At 57.9% G+C, this 23569-nt stretch carries 14 protein-coding genes; 4 read left to right on the plus strand and 10 right to left on the minus strand.

The window, feature by feature from the left end; all coding sequences use genetic code 11:
• Positions 1-10 precede the first annotated feature (10 nt).
• Positions 11-1510 carry an aldehyde dehydrogenase PuuC gene (puuC, locus tag AB8W27_RS11410; protein ID WP_015741029.1) on the plus strand — a complete coding sequence of 500 codons (1500 nt, stop codon included), beginning with the start codon at positions 11-13 and terminating at the stop codon, positions 1508-1510.
• Complete coding sequence (locus tag AB8W27_RS11415) at positions 1503-2783, plus strand: FAD-binding oxidoreductase (protein ID WP_015741028.1); 1281 nt, start codon at positions 1503-1505, stop codon at positions 2781-2783. The genes puuC and AB8W27_RS11415 overlap by 8 nt, the downstream gene beginning before the upstream one ends.
• A 449-nt stretch (positions 2784-3232) precedes the next feature.
• Here the strand turns inward: AB8W27_RS11415 and AB8W27_RS11420 are convergent, their stop codons facing one another.
• The gene (locus AB8W27_RS11420; protein WP_041923484.1) at positions 3233-10303 is read right to left on the minus strand and encodes an AIDA repeat-containing protein; all 7071 of its coding nucleotides are present in this window, start codon (positions 10301-10303) and stop codon (positions 3233-3235) included.
• A gap of 31 nt (positions 10304-10334) precedes the next feature.
• The gene (locus tag AB8W27_RS11425) at positions 10335-11597 is read right to left on the minus strand and encodes an autotransporter strand-loop-strand O-heptosyltransferase (protein WP_041923483.1); all 1263 of its coding nucleotides are present in this window, start codon (positions 11595-11597) and stop codon (positions 10335-10337) included.
• Between the two features lie 1006 nt (positions 11598-12603).
• Between AB8W27_RS11425 and pykF the strand changes: the two genes are divergently transcribed.
• Positions 12604-14016 (plus strand): pyruvate kinase PykF, encoded by a 1413-nt coding sequence (pykF, locus tag AB8W27_RS11430; RefSeq protein ID WP_041923482.1) that lies wholly within the window; start codon positions 12604-12606, stop codon positions 14014-14016.
• 313 nt (positions 14017-14329) lie between these two features.
• Positions 14330-14566: a murein lipoprotein Lpp gene (lpp, locus tag AB8W27_RS11435; protein WP_002443218.1), complete on the plus strand. Its 237-nt coding sequence runs from the start codon at positions 14330-14332 to the stop codon at positions 14564-14566.
• A gap of 140 nt (positions 14567-14706) precedes the next feature.
• Here lpp and AB8W27_RS11440 read toward each other — a convergent pair whose 3' ends face one another.
• The 8 genes from AB8W27_RS11440 to AB8W27_RS11475 all read right to left on the minus strand — a co-directional run bounded on the left by AB8W27_RS11440 (position 14707) and on the right by AB8W27_RS11475 (position 23176).
• Positions 14707-15741, minus strand: a complete 1035-nt coding sequence (locus AB8W27_RS11440) for a L,D-transpeptidase family protein (RefSeq protein ID WP_015741024.1) — start codon at positions 15739-15741, stop codon at positions 14707-14709.
• Positions 15742-15835: 94 nt separating this feature from the next.
• The gene (gene sufE / locus AB8W27_RS11445; protein ID WP_015741023.1) at positions 15836-16252 is read right to left on the minus strand and encodes a cysteine desulfuration protein SufE; all 417 of its coding nucleotides are present in this window, start codon (positions 16250-16252) and stop codon (positions 15836-15838) included.
• Positions 16253-16263: 11 nt separating this feature from the next.
• Positions 16264-17484 carry a cysteine desulfurase SufS gene (gene sufS / locus AB8W27_RS11450; protein ID WP_015741022.1) on the minus strand — a complete coding sequence of 407 codons (1221 nt, stop codon included), beginning with the start codon at positions 17482-17484 and terminating at the stop codon, positions 16264-16266.
• The gene (sufD, locus tag AB8W27_RS11455; protein ID WP_041923481.1) at positions 17481-18755 is read right to left on the minus strand and encodes a Fe-S cluster assembly protein SufD; all 1275 of its coding nucleotides are present in this window, start codon (positions 18753-18755) and stop codon (positions 17481-17483) included. The genes sufS and sufD overlap by 4 nt, the downstream gene beginning before the upstream one ends.
• Positions 18730-19476 carry a Fe-S cluster assembly ATPase SufC gene (gene sufC / locus AB8W27_RS11460; RefSeq protein WP_007760479.1) on the minus strand — a complete coding sequence of 249 codons (747 nt, stop codon included), beginning with the start codon at positions 19474-19476 and terminating at the stop codon, positions 18730-18732. The genes sufD and sufC overlap by 26 nt, the downstream gene beginning before the upstream one ends.
• A gap of 20 nt (positions 19477-19496) precedes the next feature.
• A complete protein-coding gene (sufB, locus tag AB8W27_RS11465; protein WP_007676415.1) occupies positions 19497-20987 on the minus strand; it encodes a Fe-S cluster assembly protein SufB in 1491 nt (496 codons plus the stop codon).
• A 2-nt stretch (positions 20988-20989) separates the two neighbouring features.
• Entirely contained in the window at positions 20990-21367 is a 378-nt protein-coding gene (gene sufA, locus AB8W27_RS11470) for a Fe-S cluster assembly scaffold SufA (RefSeq protein ID WP_007760477.1), read from the minus strand.
• A 498-nt stretch (positions 21368-21865) separates the two neighbouring features.
• Complete coding sequence (locus AB8W27_RS11475; protein WP_041923480.1) at positions 21866-23176, minus strand: AppA family phytase/histidine-type acid phosphatase; 1311 nt, start codon at positions 23174-23176, stop codon at positions 21866-21868.
• Positions 23177-23569 lie beyond the last annotated feature (393 nt).

Here is a 23569-nt window from a genome sequence, read left to right on the forward strand (position 1 = left end):
AGGAGAGGCTATGGAATTTCACGATTTACGCTACTGGCAGGATAAGGCGGCGCAGCTGTCCATCGAAGGCAGGTTATTTTATCAGGGCGACTACCGCCAGGCCGCGAGCGGCGACACCTTTACCGTGGTCAACCCGGCCACCGGCCAGCCGCTTGCTGAGGTGGCGCGCGGCGCGAAGCGTGATGTCGACGCCGCGGTGGCGAGCGCCCGTGCGGTGTTTGAGCGCGGCGACTGGTCGCAGGCCGCCCCCGCCACGCGCAAAGCGGTGCTCATGCGCATGGCCGGGTTAATGGAGCAGCATCACGAGGAGCTGGCGCTGCTGGAGTCGCTCGACACCGGCAAACCGATCCGCCATAGCCTGCGTGATGATATTCCAGGCGCGGCCCGCGCGCTGCGCTGGTACGCCGAAGCGGTCGATAAACTTTATGGCGAGGTGGCGCCCACGGATAGCGCGTCGCTCGCGATGATCGTGCGTGAGCCAGTCGGCGTGGTGGCGGCCGTGGTGCCGTGGAATTTCCCGCTGCTGCTCGCCTGCTGGAAGCTCGGCCCGGCGCTTGCCGCCGGTAACAGCGTGGTGCTCAAACCGTCTGAGAAATCGCCGCTCTCGGCGCTGCGTCTTGCGGCGCTGGCGCGTGAAGCGGGGCTGCCGGACGGCGTGCTGAACGTAATACCGGGCTTTGGGCACGAGGCGGGTCAGGCGCTCTCGCTGCACCCCGATGTGGATGTGATGACCTTTACCGGCTCCACCCGCACCGGCAAACAGCTCCTTAAAGACGCGGGTGAATCGAACATGAAGCGCGTCTGGCTCGAAGCGGGCGGCAAAAGCGCCAATATCGTCTTCGCTGACTGCCCGGATCTCGACCAGGCCGCCGCCGCGACCGCCGCCGGGATCTTCTATAACCAGGGCCAGGTCTGCATCGCCGGTACGCGCCTGTTAGTGGAGGCGTCCATTAAAGAGGCGTTTCTGGCGCGCCTGAAAGCGCATGCGCAAAGCTTCACGCCCGGCGACCCGCTCGATCCGCAGACCACCATGGGCACGCTGATTGATGACGACCACGCCGCCAGCGTGCGCCGCTATATTGAGCTCGGCCAGGAACACGGCGCGACGCTGTGGCTGGATGGCCGCGCGCAGACGCACCCGGCCTGCGTCGGCCCGACGATTTTTACCGACGTGGATAACCAGATGCGCGTCGCCCGCGAGGAGATTTTCGGCCCGGTGCTGGCGGTGACCTCCTTTACCCGCGAGCAGGAGGCGTTGCAGCTTGCCAACGACAGCGACTACGGGCTGGGCGCCGCCGTCTGGACCCGTTCGCTCTCCCGCGCCCACCGCATGGCCCGCCGTCTGAAGGCCGGTTCGGTGTTTATCAATAACTATAACGACGGCGATATGACCGTGCCGTTCGGCGGTTATAAGCAGAGCGGCAACGGGCGCGATAAATCGCTGCACGCGCTGGAAAAATTCACAGAACTGAAAACCATCTGGATGAGCCTGGAGCACGATCATGACTGAGCATGTAAACAGCTACTACGCCGCAAGCGCCAATCCGCATGCGCCCTTCCCGACGCTTACGGAGTCGCTCCAGTGCGATGTCTGTATTGTCGGCGGCGGTTATACCGGGCTTTCATCGGCGCTGCATCTGGTGGAGCAAGGTTATGACGTGGTGCTGCTGGAGGCCGCGCGGATTGGGTTTGGCGCGAGCGGGCGTAACGGCGGCCAGGTGGTGAACTCCTACAGCCGCGATATCGACGTTATCGAAGCGCGTTACGGTGTGGACACGGCGCGGATGCTCGGCAGCATGATGTTTGAAGGCGGCGAGATCATCCGCGAGCGCATTACGCGTTACGATATTCAGTGCGATTACCGTCCCGGCGGGATGTTTGTGGCGCTGAACCGTAAGCAGTATCTCGGCCTGATGGAGCAGAAAGCCAGCTGGGAGCGCTACGGCAATCGCGGGCTTGAGCTGCTGGACGCCGACGCGGTGCGCGGGGAAATCGCGAGCCGTCGTTACACCGGCGCGCTGCTCGATCACAACGGCGGCCATATTCACCCGCTGAACCTGGCGCTCGGCGAGGCGGAAGCGATTCGCGCCCTCGGCGGCAAGATTTTCGAGCAGTCGGCGGCGGTGAGCATTACGCACGGCCAGCCTGCCGTGGTGAAAACCGCGCAGGGTCAGGTGACGGCGCGCTATGTGATTGTGGCGGGCAACGCCTATCTCGGCACGCGTCTTGAGCCTGCGCTCGCGCGGCGCAGTATGCCGTGCGGCACTCAGGTGGTGACGACCGAGCCGTTGGCCCCGGAGGTGGCGGCGTCGCTGTTGCCGAATAATTATTGCGTCGAGGATTGTAACTATCTGCTCGATTATTACCGGCTGACGGCGGATAACCGGCTGCTTTACGGCGGCGGCGTGGTGTACGGCGCGCGCGACCCGGACGATATTGACCGGCTGATTATGCCAAAGCTGCTGAAGACGTTCCCGCAGCTTAAAGGCGTGAAGATTGATTACCGCTGGACCGGCAATTTCCTGCTGACGCTCTCGCGGATGCCGCAGTTCGGACGGCTTGAGAACAATATCTATTATATGCAGGGCGACAGCGGCCACGGGGTGACGTGTACGCATCTCGCGGGCAGGCTTATCGCCGAGGCGTTGCGCGGCGACGCCGAGCGTTTCGACGCGTTCGCGACGCTGCCGCATTATCCGTTCCCCGGCGGGCGTTCGTTCCAGATCCCGTTTACCGCAATGGGTGCGGCGTATTACAGCCTGCGGGACAGACTGGGGGTGTGATGGTCATGGTGAGAGTGTAATTGATACGGTGGGTGCGCTGCGCTTACCCACCTTACATCTAACGTGCAGCCCAATATCGTAGGGCGGGTAAGCGCAGCGCACCCGCCGTCCAGCATATATAGAACGCCTGTGACGGGTGAGATATACCAGGGCCGTGAACACGTTCCGTTCGCCATAATGTTTCCTTTATATGGGCGCTCGTTTCTCGCGAACGTGCAAAGGGGGCTCGCCGCCGCCCCCTTTGCAATCCCGGCTCCCGGCGGAAAATCGGCCCTCATGGGCCGATTTTTTTAAGCCGGAGAAAACCATCCCCTTACCGTCGGTTTATTGTAATTGGTGGGTGCGCGGTGCTTACCCGCCCTACAAAGCCTTTTCATCTCTTCGTCTTTCTATTATTACACGCAAAAAAAAGCCGCCCCGTATGGGGCGGCTGTTCTTACTACCTGTTATCAGAAGCTGACTTTCAGCGTCACCTGGCCACCGTAGCCGCCGGTGCCGGCGTCGTCGATAGTTTTGGTGTAGCCGGCGCGAACGCCCAGCGTCACGTTGTCGCGGATCTGGCCGTCGAGACCCACATCCAGCGCGGCGGCGGTGCCGTCCTGATCCGGATTGAAGGAGACTTCGCTGCCTGCCACGCCCGGCGCGCTCACGTTCACGTCGCCTTTGGAGTCAAACGTCTGGATAAAGGACGGACGCACCCACCAGCTCACCGGAACCGGTTTGCCGCTCTCTTTCAGCGTCGCGTTGTTGCCAAAGCGCAGACCGGCACGTACCTGCTGGCTGTGACCGTCGCCGAACTGCACGTCAGCGGCATCGTCGCCACCATCTTTCAGGTTCACGCCGCGGTACTGGTATTGCACCTGCGGTTCGAGCACCAGGCCGCTACCGATATCAAACGGCAGACCGGTTTCGAAGGAGCCGACATAGCCCCAGCCGTGCGTCTTCATACCGTCGCCGTCGCGCGGGTTGGTATCGAAGTTATGACGCGTACCCTGCGCCACCACATCAACCCACCAGCCGCTCTCATGCACGCCGTTGACATACAGACCGGCGCTGTACGCGTCGTCACGTACCGTACCCGCTTTCGATTTCTCGCTGCGCTGAACGTCGATGGCTGACAGACCTGCCGCACCGTAGATGCCGACACCCCATTCCATGGAGGACGCCTGGCCTCTCCACAGGTCGCTACCGATCTGCAGGAAGGTATAGCCGCCTTTGCTTTCCGGCGTGTTGCCGTTACGCAGATCCGAACCGCCATGCTCATGATTCAGCTGGCCTGCCTGGAAGCGCGCCCACACGTTGCTGCCATCCTCAGACGGGCTGCGCGCCGCGTAACGACGGCTGTCGAGCGAGCCAAGCAGCGCGCTGTCGTAGTCCATCGCCTGTGCATAGAGCGAGCTGTAGAGGTACATGGCCGAACGGTAGTTCTGCGGGCCGTTTTCGTTGCCGCTGCCGGACGCCGTGGTCAGATACCAGCTTTCGCTGCCAGCGCCCTGACGCAGACTGTAGTTATACGCACCCGCCTGCAGGTTGTTGGCAAGGCTGAAGGCATCGTCAGTGGTCGTCGCGCCATTAATGGCGTTTACCACCTGGATACCGTCGCCGGTCGTGCGCGCGCCCAGACCGCCCTGGTTACGAATGGCGATGCGGGTGTTGCCGGTCGCCGTGCCGCCGTTGATGATCAGGCTGTCGGTAGTCGCCGTACCGTCCTGGAACAGCGTGTTCAGGGTGATAGTGCCGCCATTGCCCGTCAGATTAGTGACCGTCAGGGTTTTCGGTACGAAGGCGCCGGTCGGTGCCTGGTAATCGATGGCGCCGCCCAGCGTCAGGTCGTCCAGCAGCGAGCTGCCGGTCATCAGCCAGGTGGAGCCGGCATCTACCGTCAGATCGGTCGGGTCAATCATACCGGTGAGCGAGGTGCCGTTGGTCAGTTGCAGTGAGGTGCCAAGCTGCGCGATAACGTCAGTCACCGCTTCCAGGCCGCTGAACACCAGCGTGCCGCTCTGCAGCCAGGTGCCGCCGGTCTGGTTCAGAACACCGCTGACGGTCAGTTTGCCGTCGCCTTCTTTATACAGGCTGCCGGTACCGTTGATATTCGCGGCAATCGTGTTGTCGCTCTGATCGGTGGTCACGCTCAGCTTGCCGGTGTTAGTGACGTTGCCCGCGATGGAGGAGCCATCTTTCAGCTCGGTGGTGCCGGTCAGAATGCCGCCATCCGTCACGCTGAGTTTACCGCCGTTCTGCACCACGGTGTTGTTGGCGATACCGTCCGCCGCGACCGTGAGCGCGCCGCCGCTTTCCAGCAGCAGACTGTTCGCCAGCTTGTTGGCGATGGAGAACTGACCCTGCGCGTTGGTGCCGTTAACGGTGGTGTCGGTGCTGGCGACAATGCCTGCGCCGCTGTTGAGATCGATGTTGGTCGCCTCAGCAGCATCCGCCACCGCCAGCATACCGCCCTGCTGAATGATGGTCTGGTCGGCCACGCCGCCTTTACGGATAAACTGTACGCCGCCTTTGGTGACGGTGGTCGCGATAGCCGTACCGCCCAGCGTCACGCTCTGGCTGCCGTTTTCGCTGACCGTAGACGAGGCCACCGTACCGCCGTTGTTGACGACCTGATCGCCGATCACAGTGTTGTCGATAACAATCCCGCCGTCATTGACGTTCTGGATCCCGCCCGCCTTGATGATGGTCGAGATAACCGTACCGCCGCTGTTGACGTTCTGCGTACCGCCAAGGTTGATAGTAGTGCTGGTCGCCGTACCGCCGGTCAGCACGTTCTGAATGCCGCCGTTCTCAATGTTGGTATTGAAGGTCTGGCCGCCGTTGTAGATATTCTGCGCGGTGGTGGCATACAGGCTGGTGTTTTTCGCCACGCCGCCCTGGTAGACGTTCTGCACCGCGTTAGCCGCGAGTTCAGCGCCGTCAGCAGTACCGCGCACGTTCTGCACAGAGCGGTTAATCAGCACTGTGTTTTCCGCCGTAGCGCCCGCGCCGATGTTCTGGACAGCGCCGGTATCCATGATAGTGCTTACCGCGCGACCGCCGCTCAGCAGATTCTGCTCGCCGCCGCGGTTACGGGTTTCGGTAACCACCGCGCCGTTGTAGACGGTCTGTTTCGCATCATCGTTCAGCCAGGTTGAGGTGACGTTCGCGCCTTTATACACGCGCTGTTCGCCATTCTCATACAGCTCCGTACCTTTCGCCGTGCCGTAAACATCCATCACGCCGTTGTCGAAGACCATCGTCACGTCCGCCAGGGCATCTTTGTTCACGCGCTGGTAGCCGTTGTTTTGCAGAATGGTCACGATAGAGTGGCCGTCCAGAACCTGCGTGCCTTCCACCGTCGTAAAGTCGGTGGTGCCGCCGGTAAAGACGTTTTCTCTGCCGCCCGCGGAGATGGTGCCGCCGTAGGTATAACCGCCTGAGTTGACGTTTTGCACGCCGCCTTTCTCGACACGGGTATCGAAGGCCTTGCCGCCGTTGCCGATATTCTGGGTGCCGCCCAGCAGACGGGTCGCCAGCGCCTGCGCGCCGTTGTTAACGTGCTGCTCGCCGCCGTTCATCACGGTAGAGATAGCCACTGCCGAGTTGCCCAGGATCTGTGAGCCGCCGGCGTTGATCACGGTGCTGCGCGACCAGCCGTACGGGTCGACAATCTGCTGACCGCCATTGTTGACAACCGCATCGAAGGACTGGCCGTCTACGCGCTGTACGCCGCCGCTGTTGACCAGCGTGCCTTTCGCATGGCCGCTCGCCATGATGAGCTGCACGCCGCCGTCGCTGATGCTGGTGCCGGACGCGGTGCCTTCAACCAGCTGCGTGCCGCCGCCAAAGACGGTGCCGTCAGACGCCGCGCCGCCCAGTTTCACATGCTGGACGCCGCCGCTGTGGACGATAGAGCCTGCCGCCAGACCGCCGACGTTAACGAGTTGCAGGCCGCCGTCGTTGATGACCGCCGAGATAGCCGTGCCGTCAACTGCCTGGGTGCCGCCCTGGTTAATCTGCGCGTCCACCGCTTTACCGGTTTCCTGCACGAGCTGTGTGCCACGGTCGCCGATGCTGGTGCCGGAAGCTGTACCGGCCACCACCTGGGTGCCGCCTGCGAAGATTTTCGCGGTAGACGACGCGCCGCCTTTGTTGATGTGTTGCAGCCCGCCGCTGGTCACGATAGAGCCGCGCGCCAGACCGCCGTTGTTGATTATCTGCGTACCGCCGTCTTTCACGACCGCGGACGTCACGGTACCGTCAACGCTCTGTACGCCGCCGCGGTTCACGTGGGTATCGTTCGCCATACCGGTTTTGGTGACGAGCTGGAGACCGCCGTCGCTGATGCTGGTGCCGGACGCCATGCCCGCAACCACCTGCACGCCGCCGCCGAAAATAACGCCGTCGGAAGACGCGCCGCCGAAGTTAATATGCTCCAGGCCGCCGCTGTTGACCGTGGTGGCGCGCGCCAGACCGCCGCTGTTGACGAGCTGGATGCCGTCGTTTTTCACGATGGTCGAGGTCGCTGTGCCATCGACGCGCTGCAGACCGCCCGCGTTAATCTGCGAAGCGAAAGCCAGACCGCCGGTTTTTACATGCTGAATAGCGTCATTGCCGATGATGGTACGGCCCGCGGTGCCGGAGACGGACTGAATACCGCCAAGCAGAACGGAGTCAGACGCCGCGCCGCCCAGTTTCACATCCTGAACGCCGCCGTCGCGCACCACAGTACTGTTGGCGTGACCGCCGTTTTGCACCAGCTGTACGCCGCCGTCGTTGATGGTGGCGTAGTTCGCGGTGCCGTCCACATTCTGCAGACCCCCGCTGTTAACGGTTGCGCTGACGGATTTACCGGTCGCTTCGATATGCTGTTCCGCGCCGGAATCGATCTGGGTGTTGGACGCCGTGCCCGCGAGTTGCTGAACGCCGCCGTAGAGGTGCGCGTCGGCAGAGGCGCCGCCTACAGAGACGTGTTGCAGACCGCCGCTATTGACCTGCGTGTTTTTCGCCAGACCGCCGCTGTTCACCAACTGAGTGCCGCCGTCTTTGACGATGGCGGAGATTGCCGTGCCGTCAACGGCCTGGGTGCCGCGGTTGTTGATCTGGGTGCCGGTCGCCTGACCGGTGACCTGAACCTGCTGCGAGCCGCCGTCATTCACGCTGGTGCCGGACGCGTTGCCGGACACTTGCTGGATGCCGCCGCCGAAGACGACGCTGTCAGAAGCGGAAGCGCCTTCCGCGACATACTGCAGACCGCCGCTGTTGATGGCCGTGCTGTCCGCTTTACCGCCGCGGTTCACCAGCTGGATGCCTTTGTCGTTGATGGTGGTGCTTTTCGCGGTGCCGTCAACACGCTGCAGACCGCCTGCGTTAATCAGCGTACCAGAGGCATTCGCGCCCACCTGGACATGCTGCACGCCGCCGTCGCCGATGATGGTGTCGCCCGCGGTGCCCGCCAGTTCCTGCGTGCCGCCAAGCAGGATGGAGCCAGAGGCCGCGCCGCCGAGTTTCACGTCCTGAACGCCGCCGCTGCGCACCACGGTGCTGTTGGCGTGGCCGCCGACCTGAATCAGCTGCGTGCCGCCGTCGTTAACGGTCGCGAAATTCGCGGTGCCGTCGACGTTTTGCAGGCCGCCGCTGTTGACGGTCGCGCTAACGGATTTACCGGTCGCTTCGATATGCTGTTCTGCGCCTGAATCTATCTGGGTGTTGGACGCCGTGCCCGCGAGTTGCTGAACGCCGCCGAAGAGGTGCGCGTCAGCGGATGCCCCGCCTACCGACACATGCTGCAGACCGCCGCTGTTGACCTGGGTGTCTTTCGCCAGACCGCCGCTGTTCACCAGCTGGGTGCCGCCGTCTTTGACGATGGCGGAGATTGCCGTGCCGTCAACGGCCTGGGTGCCGCGGTTGTTGATCTGGGTGCCGATCGCTTTGCCGGTCACCTGAACCTGCTGGGAGCCGCCTTCGTTGACGCTGGTGCCGGACGCCATGCCGGAAACCTGCTGAATGCCGCCGCCGAAGATAACGCCTTCAGACGCCGCGCCGCCCTGGGCGATGTATTGCAGGCCGCCGCTGTGGATGGCGGTGTTGTCCGCGAGGCCGCCGCTGTTAACCAGCTGGATGCCGTCGTTTTTCACGATGGTCGAGGTCGCGGTGCCGTCGACGCGCTGCAGGCCGCCTGCGTTAATCAGCGAGCCGAAAGCCGAACCGCCGGTTTTCACATGCTGTACGCCGCCGTCGCCGATGATAGTGCCGCCCGCGTTGCCCGCGAGCTGCTGGGTGCCGCCGAGAAGAATGGAATCAGACGCCGAGCCGCCGAGGGCCACGTCCTGAATGCCGCCGTCGCGCACCACGGTGCTGTTGGCATGGCCGCCGACCTGCACCAGCTGGGTGCCGCCGTCGTTAACGGTCGCGTAGTTCGCGGTGCCGTCGACATTCTGCAGGCCGCCGCTGTTCACGGTCGCGCTTACAGAGAGGCCGGTCGCTTCGATATGCTGTTCGGCGCCTGAATCTATCTGGGTGTTGGACGCCGTGCCCGCCAGCTGCTGCGTGCCGCCGAAGAGGTGCGCGTCAGCGGATGCCCCGCCTACCGACACATGCTGCAGACCGCCGCTGTTAACCTGAGTGTTTTTCGCCAGCCCGCCACGGTTAACGAGCTGGGTGCCGCCGTCTTTGACAATGGCGGAGATAGCCGTGCCGTCCACCGCCTGGGTGCCGCGGTTATTAATTTGCGCATCGCGGGACTGGCCGCCGACCTGTACCTGCTGGCTGCCGCCGTCGTTGATGCTGGTGCCGGACGCGGTGCCGGAAACCTGCTGAATGCCGCCGCCGAAAATCACGCCGTCGGAGGACGAACCGCCCGCGCTGACGTACTGGACGCCGCCGTTATTAACGGTGGTGTTGCGGGCGTAACCGCCGCGCTCAACCAGCTGATGACCGCCGTCGTTGACGACTGCGGAAATAGAGGTGCCATCGACAGACTGCGTGCCGCCGTTGTTGATAAGCGTGGTGGTCGCGGTGCCATTGGCAAGGACATGCTGTTCGCCGCCGTTACCGACCACGGTATGCACGGCGGAACCATCCACCTGTTGCACGCCGCCGTCCAGAATGACCGTTCTCTGCGCCTGACCGTCTTTTTCCACCACCTGCAAACCGTCATCAATGACGGTGCCGGTCGCCACGCCCTGCTGGCGAACAACCTGTACGCCGCCGTCGTTTAACGTGGTTTTCTGTGCAAGGCCGCCTGCGACAATCTGATTGCCCAGCGCGCCGATAGTATGATTTGTCGTCGCCCCGCCGACCAGAACCTGCTGGGTGCCGTTCTGCACCAGCTCATCCTGCACCGACGAGGTGACATCGGGCGTGAACGCGAACGCTCCGCCGCTGGCAAGCGCGCTTCCTACCGCTGCCGTCAACAACACCGCCCCGCTGGCGCGTTTGCCCTTCGCTCGCGTGAGCTCGGAAACCACGATAAACGCGCGCTGGACTTCACTCCACACCAGCCGGTAACTGCAATTAAGACTTCTCTTCATGTTGATGCCCTCGAAACCCGCTCAGACGCCGTTATGCGGCGTGCTGATTTGGGTCTGCCAATGCTGTTGTTTTGATGTCGAATGGGTTGCTTTTCAGAGAGATAAGCCGACGTAAATGGCCAATCACCTGTTTACCCGTGATAAAACGCGTACACTCGTACTGCCGGTCCGTGCCTTTGTGGCGCGGACACCAGAAATAGTCCTGATGGTCAAAATTAAGCCGCACGTCATCCCAGCAGCCGTTGCAGACGTGGGTGTTGATGACGCGCCAGGGGGTGTAAAACTCGCTGGCCGGCAGGCTGAAACCGCTTATCAGCACGACCGGAATGCGGCAGCCCCAGGCAAGCCAGGAGAGCCCGCTGCCAAGACCGATGAAAAATTCCGCATGCTCAAGCAGCGCCACACGGTCGCGCAGCGGCAGGTTGCCGGTGAAATCCTCCACGCCGTGGGGAATTTTGTTCCAGACGTAGCCGCGCCCGACGACGCGCTCTTTGTCGATACACAGGACGCGATAGCCCTGCGCTTTCAGAAAGTCGATCACCTCATGCCAGCCGCTGCCGTTATTCCAGAATTTGGCCTGGCTGGTGGATTGCGTGGCGATGCAAACGTAGGGTTCGGCTATCTGGCGCGGGGAATTCACGCGCAGATCGGGGACGATTTCGCTCGGGTCGACGCCGAGAATATGCCCGGCCGTGCGATGCAGGCCGACGGCGCGAAAGTCAAACGGCTGTTTGTCGAGATCGCCCTGAAAGAAAAGCCCGACGCGCCAGGTGGCGTAAGGCGGCTCACGGTGGGCGCGCTGGTTTGCCCAGCGCTCCGGCGCGTAAAACTGCAGTTCCGGGTAGACTGGCGCGAAGAGATCGATAATCGGCTGCGCCATGGTGCATTCCACCTGGCAGCCATATGTCTGACGGAAGCGTTCGGCGTAAGGCACCCATCCCACGAGGTCGCCCAGCGTGCCGGTGGGAAAGGAGATCAGCACCGGTTTGTCGCGCATATCCAGCGCGTGATCGAACAGCGGTTCGCTCTGCCCTTTCTTCCAGACCTGCAAACGAAACGGTACATAATATTTTTTGGTGCTAATCACCCAACCTTCAGCGATATCGCTCGCAAAAAGTATATTCCCCGTTTCGTCATCACTTATTTCGACGCGCCAGTCACCTGCCGGAAGCAGGAGCCTCGCGCCGTCGTTAAAATCGTACAAAATGCCTTCCGGACCCTGCTGCGTGGGTATTTCCGGGGGTAAAATAAAGGCGTAGCCATTACTGGCAGATGAAGAAAGCGTCATCGCCATACCTACCTTAATTATCAGTATCAGGGTTATGCTGCTATTAAATAATTAACCCGACGCGTTTTAGACACACGTCAATTCTCGGACATGTGTTGTCCGAGACAGTTATTTATCTGACATCTTGCCCATCCATTGAGCCGTCCGAATGATGGTTTTAGTGTAGCTACATCGTTACTTATTGCAAATTTTTACCAAATATAAAAAGCGTTATAAATCAAACACATGACGAAAGGTAACCTTGAGTGACTTTTCACTAAAGCTAAACTTTACAAGCATTTAGCTCTCCTATAGAGACACTCTTTTAGGATTATCCTTACCTTGCAATACGCAAATCAGGCTATTTTAGGGCGGGAACAATATATTAAGCAGCAGTAAGCCAGACGCTGAAAACATACTCTTTGTTTATTTTCAATAGGAAAAACGGAAGCGATACGCGCTTTCTTATGCCAAATATTAGTAGGGTAGCGCTAATGCAGAGACTTTATTAACGAATAAAAATTAAACACTCGTCACGCCGATTTAAATGAAAATAATTATTCTTTGGGTTCGCTAATAAACCATAATAGATATCCCGAAACGTTTTGGCTTACTGAATATATTTCGGGCAATTTTATATATATTTGCGAGCGCCCTCACAGGTGAGTTGTACAATAAAGACGTGATGATAACGTTTTGTCATGCTTCCTTAACGGATAAGCAACAGAAACGAAGCGGTGACAGGTTTTCCATTATGAAACAGCGTTTTTAATTCCTTTCTGCGCGTGTGGAAGCTATAATGCGGGCATTCTAACTTGAATGGTTTCAGCACATTGGATATCGCCTTTACCGTCGAACAATCGCTCACCCGCCCCCAGGCTGAACCACAAGCACACTTTCTCCTGCACGCTTTTTTGATGTCACCTATCCTTAGGCTGTGGCATCACAACTTTCGCAACACAAGTTTACCCAAACGGCAGAGCACGCCGCAGGGCATGATTTCCATATCCTTCAACTAAAGATTAAGACTGTCATGAAAAAGACGAAAATTGTTTGCACCATCGGCCCAAAAACCGAATCCGAAGAAATGCTGACCAAAATGCTCGACGCGGGCATGAACGTGATGCGCCTTAACTTCTCCCATGGCGATTACGAAGAACACGGTCAGCGCATTAAAAACCTGCGCAACGTTCTGGCGAAAACCGGCAAACAGGCCGCTATCCTGCTGGACACGAAAGGCCCGGAAATCCGCACCATCAAACTGGAAGGCGGCAACGACGTCTCCCTGAAAGCGGGCCAGACCTTTACCTTCACCACCGACAAATCTGTTGTCGGCAACAGCGAAACCGTTGCGGTGACCTATGAAGGCTTCACCAAAGATCTCTCCGTCGGCAACACCGTGCTGGTGGATGACGGCCTGATCGGCATGGAAGTCACCGCCATCGAAGGCGATAAAGTGATCTGTAAAGTGCTGAACAACGGCGACCTCGGCGAAAACAAAGGCGTTAACCTGCCGGGCGTTTCCATCGCGCTGCCGGCACTGGCTGAAAAAGATAAAAAAGACCTGATCTTCGGCTGCGAGCAGGGCGTCGACTTTGTGGCGGCTTCCTTTATCCGTAAGCGCTCTGACGTCGAAGAGATTCGCCAGCACCTGAAAGCGCACGGCGGCGAAAACATCCAGATCATCTCCAAAATCGAAAACCAGGAAGGCCTGAACAACTTCGACGAAATTCTCGAAGCGTCTGACGGCATCATGGTAGCGCGTGGCGACCTGGGCGTAGAAATCCCGGTTGAAGAAGTGATCTTCGCGCAGAAGATGATGATCGAGAAATGTATCCGCGCGCGCAAAGTGGTTATCACCGCGACCCAGATGCTGGACTCCATGATCAAGAACCCGCGTCCGACCCGTGCTGAAGCTGGCGACGTGGCGAACGCCATCCTCGACGGTACCGACGCGGTAATGCTGTCTGGTGAATCCGCGAAAGGGAAATACCCGCTGGAAGCCGTGACTATCATGGCGACCATCTGCGAGCGTACCGACCGCGTGATGACCAGCCGTCTGGAGTTCAACAACGACAGCCGTAAACTGCGTATCACCGAAGCTGTCTGCCGCGGCGCGGTAGAAACCGCTGAAAAACTGGAAGCGCCGCTGATCGTTGTGGCGACCGAAGGCGGTAAATCGGCGAAGTCAGTGCGTAAATACTTCCCGGATGCCACTATCCTTGCGCTGACCACCAACGAACTGACAGCGCGTCAGCTGGTGCTGAGCAAGGGCGTTGTGCCTCAGCTGGTGAAAGAGATCTCCTCTACGGATGATTTCTACCGTCTGGGCAAAGACGCGGCGCTGGAAAGCGGTCTGGCGAAGAAAGGCGATGTGGTGGTGATGGTGTCTGGCGCGCTGGTACCGAGCGGTACCACCAATACAGCGTCCGTTCACGTCCTGTAATAATATCCACCCTTTTTTTAGATATGATTAAAAAGGCGCCGAAAGGCGCCTTTTAATTTGGCTTAAATAGACGCTGTGAATAGAAAAGCAAATCGGATTTCACTATTTAAGTTTGTTTTTTTCTAAGATGAATCCGATGAAAGTTTCCTGTTTTCCTTCATTTTTTTTAATGATCCGCGCAATGTCGATGCTTCTTTGAGCGAACGATCAAAATTAAGCGTATTCCCATCAAAAAAATATTCTCAACATAAAAAACTTTGTGTAATACTTGTAACGCTACATGGAGATTAACTCAATCTAGAGGGTATTAATAATGAATCGTACTAAACTGGTACTGGGCGCGGTAATCCTGGGTTCTACTCTGCTGGCTGGTTGCTCCAGCAACGCTAAAATCGATCAGCTGTCTTCTGACGTTCAGACTCTGAACGCTAAAGTTGACCAGCTGAGCAACGACGTGAACGCAATGCGTTCCGACGTTCAGGCTGCTAAAGACGACGCAGCTCGCGCTAACCAGCGTCTGGACAACATGGCTACTAAATACCGTAAGTAATAGTACCGTGTGAAAGAAAAATGGCGCACATTGTGCGCCATTTTTTTTGCCTGTTTTCAAGCCCTCTCGCCTCGCCGCTTTTTCTTTGGTTGTACGCTCCCCTTCCGGCGCATCATGCCATTCCACGTTATGAGTCAGCGTTACTGCACGGTCACCCGCGTTGAAGAGGCATTCATGCTCTCAGAGAGTCTCTCGCCGTCTGGCGACGTCACTGCGGCTCTGACGCTCTGTATCGTCGTGACGGGAGCTGGCAGCGCGCTGTGCGCGTCTACGACCACCGGATAACCCGCACGGCGCGTCAGCGCGTTATCGACCGCCATCGCGTCAGTGCCCGCATCGTCGATGAACTGTCCGAAAGCGGCGTTAATCGCCACCGGCATCGTCTGTGGGTTGTCGGCATCGCTGCGCGAGAGCGGCTGATGCACTTCCACGTAGCGTCTGCCGTCCGGCTCGCTGGCGTATTTCACAGGCTCATTGATTATCTGCACCCGCGTTCCCCACGCCACCTGGGTAAACAGCGCTTTGATATCCGCCGCGCGCATGCGGATGCAACCGGAGCTGGCGCGCAGCCCGATACTGCTACGGGCATTGGTGCCGTGAATGAGATACTCGCCGCCGCCCTGCTGTAAACGCAGCGCAAAACGCCCCAGCGGATTATTCGGCCCGGCGGGTATCACGGCAGGCAGCGTCACGCCGTGCGCCTGTGAGCGGGCGCGCATGGCGGCCGTCGGCGTCCAGGTGGGGTTGGGGATCTTCTGGATGATACGCGTCGTCATCACCGGCGTTTCGCGCCCCGTCAGGCCGATGCCTATCGGATACACCGCCACGCGATTCTCTCCGGGCGGATAGTAATAAAGACGCAGCTCAGCGAGGTTAACCACAATGCCTTCGCGCGGCGTGTCGGGTAGCAGCATCTGCGTGGGGATCGTCAGTTCGCTGCCCGGCATCGGCAGATAAGGGTCAACCGTATTATTCGCCTCCAGCAGCAACAGCACGCCGGTCTGGTATTGCTCGGCGATTTTCTCCAGATTTTGACTGTTTGCGGGCACAAGATACGTCTGGTTCTGGCCAATCAGACGGCTGCCGGGCGGCGGGAGCGGGTAATCAACGGCCAATGCCTGCGTCGCGCCCATCAGCAGCAGCGCGAGCAGCGGAAAGGAAAAGATCTGTTTCATAAGCACGACCTGTTTTCACCGGCGTGGCCGGAATGCTGAACATCCGCGAAGCCCGGGAGGGCCGCGCGTGACAGGAGAAAGCCGTGCTTTAAGATTAGCTCAGGTCGGCCGCTTTCGCGCGAATAGCGCGGATCATGGCTTCTAAACCCTGAGAGCGGGACGGGGTGAGATGCTGGGTCAGCGACATTTCTTCAAACCACGGGCGCACGTCGAAGTTCACGATATCTTGCGCGGTCATCTGCTGATAGAGCGCGAAGACCACGGCGATAAGCCCTTTGACGATAGCCGCATCGCTGTCGCCGCGCATCTCCATCACGCCATTGTCGCCCGGCGTCATGACAATCCAGACCTGGCTCTGGCAGCCCTGAATGCGGTGCGCGGGGGTGCGTTCGGCGTCTTCGAGCGGCGCCAGCCGCTGGCCCAGCTCGATGATATAAAGATACTTTTCTTCCCAGTTGGCGCAGCGGTTAAAGTTACGCAGCAGTTTTTCTTTCTCCGGCAAACCAGCCATTCTCGCTCCTTTTAGCCTAACAAACGATGAATGCGGATAAGCCCGGCCACCAGCCGGTCCACTTCATCTTCGGTATTGTACATCGCGAGCGACGCGCGGCACATCGCAGGCACGCCGTAAAATTCCATCAGCGGCATCGCGCAGTGGTGGCCGGTACGTACCGCAATACCGTAATTATCCAGAAAACTGCCCACGTCGTAGGCGTGGTGTTTGCCAAGGTTGAACGCGATGACGCCAAGGCGCTCCGTCGGGCCATAAATCTGCAAGTCCGGCACCGCCTGCAACTCACGCAGCGCATACGCCATCAGCGTGCGCTCATAGTCATGGATATTATCAAGGCCAATGGCGTCGACATAATCCATCGCCGCGCCAAGGGCGATGATACCGCCCGTGTTGGGCGTCCCGGCTTCAAACCGCCACGGTGCTGCGGCCCAGGTGGTGCCTTCGGTCAGGCTGACGGTCGCTATCATCGCCCCGCCGCCTTCCCACGGCGGCATCGCCTGGAGAATCGCTTCTTTGGCGTACAGAATGCCAATCCCGGTCGGCCCGTAGAGTTTATGGCCGGAGAAGAGATAGAAATCGCAGTCCAGCGCCTGTACGTCAACCTTGTGGTGCATCACCGCCTGCGCGCCGTCCACCAGCACTTTAACGCCCGCCTGATGCGCCGTCGCGATGAGGTCAGCGACCGGGTTTTCAGTGCCGAGCACGTTAGAGACGTGCGTGACCGCCAGCAGGCGGGTGCGCTCGTCCATCAACGAGGGCAGTTTGTCGACCTGTAGCGTGCCGTCCTGGTTAATCGGCAACACGCGAAGCTCAGCCCCGGTACGCGCGCAGAGCATCTGCCAGGGCACGATATTGGCGTGGTGCTCCATTGCGGTAACGATCAGGTTATCGCCCGCGCGCAGCTGGCTGTTGCCCCAGCTGTTCGCCACGAGGTTAATCCCCTCGGTGGTGCCGCGCACAAACACAATCTCTTCCGGCAGGCGCGCGTTAATAAACTGCGCCGCGCGGGTGCGCACGGCTTCCATACGCTGGGTCGCGTCTGCGCTCAGGGTGTGAATACCGCGATGCACCGCCGCGTAGCCGTGACGGTAGAACTCCGCCTCGGCCTCAATCACCGCCGTCGGCTTCTGCGCGCTGGCGGCGCTGTCGAGATAGGCCAGCGGCTGGCCGTTAACCTCGCGCGTCAACACCGGAAAATCGCTGCGGACCTGCTGTAGAGAAAAACTCATGCCTCTCCCCCTGCAAAGCGCTGGCCGATACGCGCCAGCACCTGCTGTTTAAGCGCTTCGTCGTGGATGCTTTCGGTCAGCTCCGCGGCGAACGCGTAAATGATCATCTGCTGCGCCGCCTGTTCGTTAATACCGCGCGAGCGCAGATAGAACATCTGTTCGTCATCGATACGGCCCACGGTGGCGCCATGGCTGCATTTCACGTCATCGGCGTAGATTTCCAGCTGCGGTTTGGTGTCCACTTCCGCCAGCCTGCCGAGCAGCAGATTGTTGTTGGTCATCTGCCCGTCGGTTTTAATGGCGTGCTGCGCCACTTTGATAAGTCCGTTAAAGACCGCGCGGCCTTTATCACGCACGATGGTTTTATGCAGCTGACGGCTGTTGCAGTAGCCTGTGTTGTGCTCAAGCCAGGTGCGGGTGTCGCACACTTCGTTATTTACCGGCAGCGCCAGGCTGTTCACGCGCAGCGTAATGTTCTCGCCGTTCAGCTGCGTGCTGGTGTTGTGGCGCAGTACGCCCGCGCCCAGCAGATAGCTGCTGCTGGCGGCGTGCGCATCCTGAGAAACCACCAGATCGTTATGCGCGAAATGCCAGCTCACCGGGTTTTCAAACGCGAGTTTATAGTGATTAAGCTGCGCGTTAGCGCCTACCTGCATGGTCAGGCGCGCGCCGGTAAAGTGCGGCTGCGCGTCACGGCTGACGTAATGTTCAATAACCGTCGCCTGCGCGCCTTCGTCGAGATCCAGATGATGGCGGTAATGCACGGTGTTGATTTCATCGCCCGCGCGGCCCGCGCTGATATGCATCAGCAACAGCGCTTTTGACGGCTGCTGGTTACGCGCCACGCGAATATGCGTCACGCTCTGCGCCAGGCTTTCGGTAAGGTGTAAAAACGCCTCAGGCTGCACCGGCGCGGGAAGCCCGCTGCGGCTGTCGTTCACGCTAATCTCAAAGCCGCTGTTCTCGGTCGCATCGCTCAGATCCGGTGCAAAGCGGCCATCGATGAACACCAGGCGCAGCGCATCAACGGGCAACGCCAGCGCGCTGAGTTCTTCACGGCTCAGCGCGGCAGCGGCCGGTGCGACGAAATCGTGCTTCAGCAGGCCGTCGAGCGGCGTGTATTTCCAGTCTTCATGCTTACGGGTCGGCAGGCCAAGGCGCAGCAGCTGTTGCAGATGCTCGCGCGCCTCTTGCGAGCGCTCCCCGCCCTGCGCTTCAAACAGGCGATGCCACTGTTGCAGCGCGTTACTGCTGTTCTGTAAGCCAGCCATAGCCCTGCTCCTCCAGCTGTTTGACCAGAGAGAAGTCGCCAGACTTCACGATCCGCCCCTGATACAGCACATGGACGAAATCGGGCTTGATGTAGTCCAGAATGCGCTGGTAGTGGGTGACGATGATGAACGAACGCTTGCCGTCGCGCAGCGCGTTAACCCCTTCGGAAACGATTTTCAGGGCGTCGATATCCAGGCCCGAGTCGGTTTCATCAAGAATGCACAGCTCCGGCTCCAGCACCGCCATCTGCAGAATATCGTTACGCTTTTTCTCACCGCCGGAGAAGCCGACGTTAACCGAACGGGTCAGCAAGTCTTCCGGCATTTGCAGCAGCTTGATTTTCTCTTCCATCAGATCCTGGAAGTCGAAGCGGTCAAGCTCGTCCTGGCCGCGGTATTCGCGCACCGCGTTAAGCGCGGTTTGCAGGAAGAACTGGTTACTGACGCCCGGAATTTCCACCGGATACTGGAACGCCATAAAGATGCCTTCGCCCGCGCGCTCTTCCGGCGACAGCTCCAGCAGATCTTTGCCTTTAAAACGTACTTCGCCGCCGGTGATTTCATAATCTTCGCGCCCGGCAAGCGTCGCGGAAAGGGTACTTTTCCCGGAGCCGTTCGGCCCCATGATGGCGTGCACTTCACCGGGTTTTATTTCAAGGTTTAAACCGCGCAGGATCGCCTTCTCTTCAACGCTGACCTGTAAATCTTTGATGCTTAACATGTCTTATCCTTTTTCTTACCTTAGCCGACGCTGTGCTCAAGGCTAATGGCTAATAATTTTTGTGCTTCGACCGCGAATTCCAGCGGCAGCTCTGAGAAGACATCCTTACAGAAGCCGTTAACAATCATCGAGATAGCATCTTCTTCGCTGATCCCGCGCTGCAGGCAGTAGAACAGCTGGTCTTCGCCGATACGCGAGGTGGTCGCCTCGTGCTCAAGCTGGGCGCTGTTGTTGCGGCATTCCACATACGGGAAGGTATGCGCGCCGCAGTCGGGGCCAATCAGCATCGAATCGCACTGCGTGAAGTTACGCGCGTTAGTGGCGGTCGGCATGATTTTCACCAGGCCGCGATAGCTGTTCTGGCTTTTCCCGGCGGAGATGCCTTTTGAGATGATCGTCGATTTGGTGTTTTTGCCGATGTGGATCATCTTGGTGCCGGTATCCGCCTGCTGATGGCCGCTGGTCAGCGCCACCGAGTAGAACTCGCCGATGGAGTTATCGCCGCGCAGGATAACGCTTGGGTATTTCCAGGTGATGGCCGAGCCGGTTTCCGACTGCGTCCAGGACATCTTGCTGTTTTCGCCTTCGCACAGCGCGCGCTTGGTCACGAAGTTCAGGATGCCGCCGGTGTTGTTATCGCCAGGGAACCAGTTCTGCACCGTCGAGTATTTCACTTCCGCGTCTTTATGGATGATGACTTCCACTACCGCCGCGTGGAGCTGATAGCTGTCGCGCACCGGCGCGGAACAGCCTTCGATATAGCTTACGTAGCTGCCTTCATCCGCCACCAGAATGGTGCGTTCAAACTGGCCGGTTTTCTCGGCGTTGATACGGAAGTAGGTAGAAAGCTCCATCGGACAGCGCACGCCTTTCGGCACGTAGATAAACGTGCCGTCGGAGGCGACTGCGGCATTCAGCGCAGCGAAGAAGTTATCGTTCGACGGCACGACGGTGCCGATGTATTTCTTCACCAGCTCCGGGTGGTCGTGGATTGCCTCGCCGAACGAGCAGAAAATAATGCCCTGCTCCGCCAGCTTGTCGCGGTAGGTCGTGGCGACGGAAACGGAGTCGAAAATGGCGTCTACCGCTACTTCACGGCCTTCGCGCACCGGGACGCCGAGCTGGTTAAACGCCTCTTCCACTTCCTGCGTCAGGTAGCTGTTATTGTTGCCGCCCGGCTGCTGCACCGCGCCCGGCTGTGAGGCGCAGGCGTCGTCGCAATGGCCGCACGACGGCGCGGAGTAGTAGCTGTAATCCTGATAGTTCAGTTTGTCGTAATGCGCATGCAGCCAGTGCGGCTCTTCCATCTCAAGCCAGGCGCGGTAAGCGCTCAGGCGAAATTCGAGCATCCACTCGGGCTCGTTGCGTTTGGCTGAAATGGCGCGCACAACCTCTTCGTTGATGCCGTTCGCCAGTTCATCGGTCTGAAGCCGGGTAAAGAAGCCCTCTTTATAGTTAAGGGGGCCGCTCCAGGTGTTCACATCGTCAGTTGCTTCACTGTTACGGGACATAATTACTCCGCCTGGACCCCAAAACTTTCACCGCAGCCGCACGCGTGCTGCGCTTTAGGGTTATTGAATTTAAAAATCTGGTTTAAGCCTTCGCGCACGTAATCCACTTCGGTGCCGTCGATAAAGGGCATCGCCTGTAGCGGAACATAAAGCCGCGCGCCATCGGCCTCGAACACGAGGTCTTCGTCTTTCGGCTCGCTGACCGTATCGAGCACATAGCCAAATCCCGCGCAGCCGCTCTGTTTGACGCTAAGACGCACACCCAGCAGACCCGGTTTCTGCGCCATTAAGTCGCGAATATGTTTGGCCGCGTCTGGGGTCATCGTCAGGCCCTGCCAGTTAAACTCGGCGGGATTGAACGTACCGGTTTGTGATTCCATAGGTCTGTCTCCTGGAGTGAGTGCCTTTAGGGCGATAATGCTATGTTAGTGGTAATAATTCTCACTTCAACCTCTGCGGATCAGGGGTATTACCCTAAACGGCACTTTTTGAACACTTTCATTAAGCATAGACCCTACCGGAGAGCCTGCAGCGGGCAAAAATAGCGGTCGAAAGCGATGATTTATCAATACATTAACAAGCGAAACGAAGAGATTATCACGTTACCCCCCCACCTGAACAAAAGATGTATCGTTTATACCTATTTATGTTATAGATTTAATAGATACCGATAAATCAAATGCTTATATTTTTTCAGCGGGTTAGTGAAATCATGTTGCGAACAAATACGGACTGATGCGGACATTATTTTGCCGCCAACGCTCCCCTGAGACTAGGTTGCCCCAAAATGCACACCTGAAATCCCCAAAATTCGCTTTTAAACGTGCGCCGGGCTGTCACAACTGCCCTGAATCTCCCGAATGCCCTGCGTATTCTGTTTATCGATTTATATCAGCCATTACCGCACATTGTGGAATACGTACTCTCTGCACAATGTCATTAAAGCCTTTCAATGCACACATCCCCTCAGGATTTTTATCCTGACATGAGGGCAACGTAAGCACAATCTTATGGGGGGAAGGAGACGATGAAGAAGGTGTAAACTCTCGCATTTGTTGGAGGGTCTGATAAACAAAAGAAACTTGAATCCAGTCTGTATTATCACTCACTCTCTTCCATCTTTCGAAAACCAGCTCCCCGCCAGGAGGGGTATTATCAGGCTGCCCGGGTAAAGACCAGTTAAGATCGAACACCCCGCTGAGATTTGCAAGATTGGTATCATGACCCGCAATAAATAATAACGAGACGGGCAATTTAATGCCGTAATGATTTTCTGTTGACCCATTACTGACTAATGCCCGGCTTATCAAATCGAGTAGCGGTGTTGCTCTGGTACGTGCAACTTCAGGTGTTCTTTGCAAAAGGTCAAACTGAGCATTATGCAGACTTAATAGTTCTGCCCATTCTTTCTCCCCGTGAATACGCCCCCACGCGACCTCTGGCATTCCCTGCGCCTCTTGCAATAGAAATATTTCCGTCAGCATAGAAGACAGACTCCATGCGCCAGATAATGATACGTTATCTGAAGAAATTTTGAGTTCTGAAGGTAAGGCTCCCGGGAGTGTACAACCCGGCTGTCTTGTTGATTTACATGCTGCTGACCGGGAGAAATTGAGAACCTGTTCCAGAGTACGGAATGCAGAGTCATAACGCTGGGTGTACCGTTCAATGTTTCCTCCAGCTCGCGTCAGAATCGCTTCCTGAGTCTTTGATACATTAAACGAGCACACACCCGTTTTTGCTGGATTAAACAGGGGATCTTTCTTATCGTGCTCTTTTTGATAATGAACCTTATTTTGACATCCCGGCGCAAATCCAGCCAGAAATGCCTCACCGGTTTTACGAGTGCGCTGATCGGTATCTGCAATAACGGCCACCTGCTCTGGGGAAGGACATTCGTTACCTTCCAGAATACCTTTATCGACAAATACGCTTTTTTGATATCGCCCCAATTCGGTGACGAGCTCCCCACCCCGAGTCGTCAACCAGCCCAGCGGAACATCCCATTGAGGCCAGGGGTAAGGTGTGATTTCCTGCATTAACGGCGTGAACTTCGTTGGCGCTCTTACTCCGTGGCGACTGACTATCACAACGCGTTCAAGCTTCATTTCATCAGACACTTCCGCATGTAATGGAAAAGAACCAAGCATGAAAATAAAGATTAATAATTGAAAAAATAGCGTATTCATTGTCAGCCATCCTTATAGTTAATGAACCATAAATAGCTAATACAGGCGTTATCACCTTGTCATTTTATCACATAAGCATGCCTGCCATGCCACTTTTTCAATGAATCTGTTTGCATAATAAACTGAGTTCATTCCCTGTCCTTCCTCGCTATTATGCATTACTCTGCATAATCGCAGCTGTGCACTATTCCAGATTAAATACTCACCTGTCCCTCTGACAAAATCAGTGCTCGTGATTTAACCAATGAATGGATAATTTTTTATAGAAATAAAAAGTGAAATAAGGAAGTTAATAAAACCTCCTTATAATAATGAAATCCTCAGGTCACAATCAAAAGATAATTTAAAAAATGTATATAACAGTGAAAGCGATCAGGAAAAAATCGACAGGCT

The sequence above is a fragment of the Cronobacter turicensis genome (genome assembly GCF_041222865.1).
GTDB classification, from domain to species: Bacteria; Pseudomonadota; Gammaproteobacteria; order Enterobacterales; family Enterobacteriaceae; genus Cronobacter; species Cronobacter turicensis.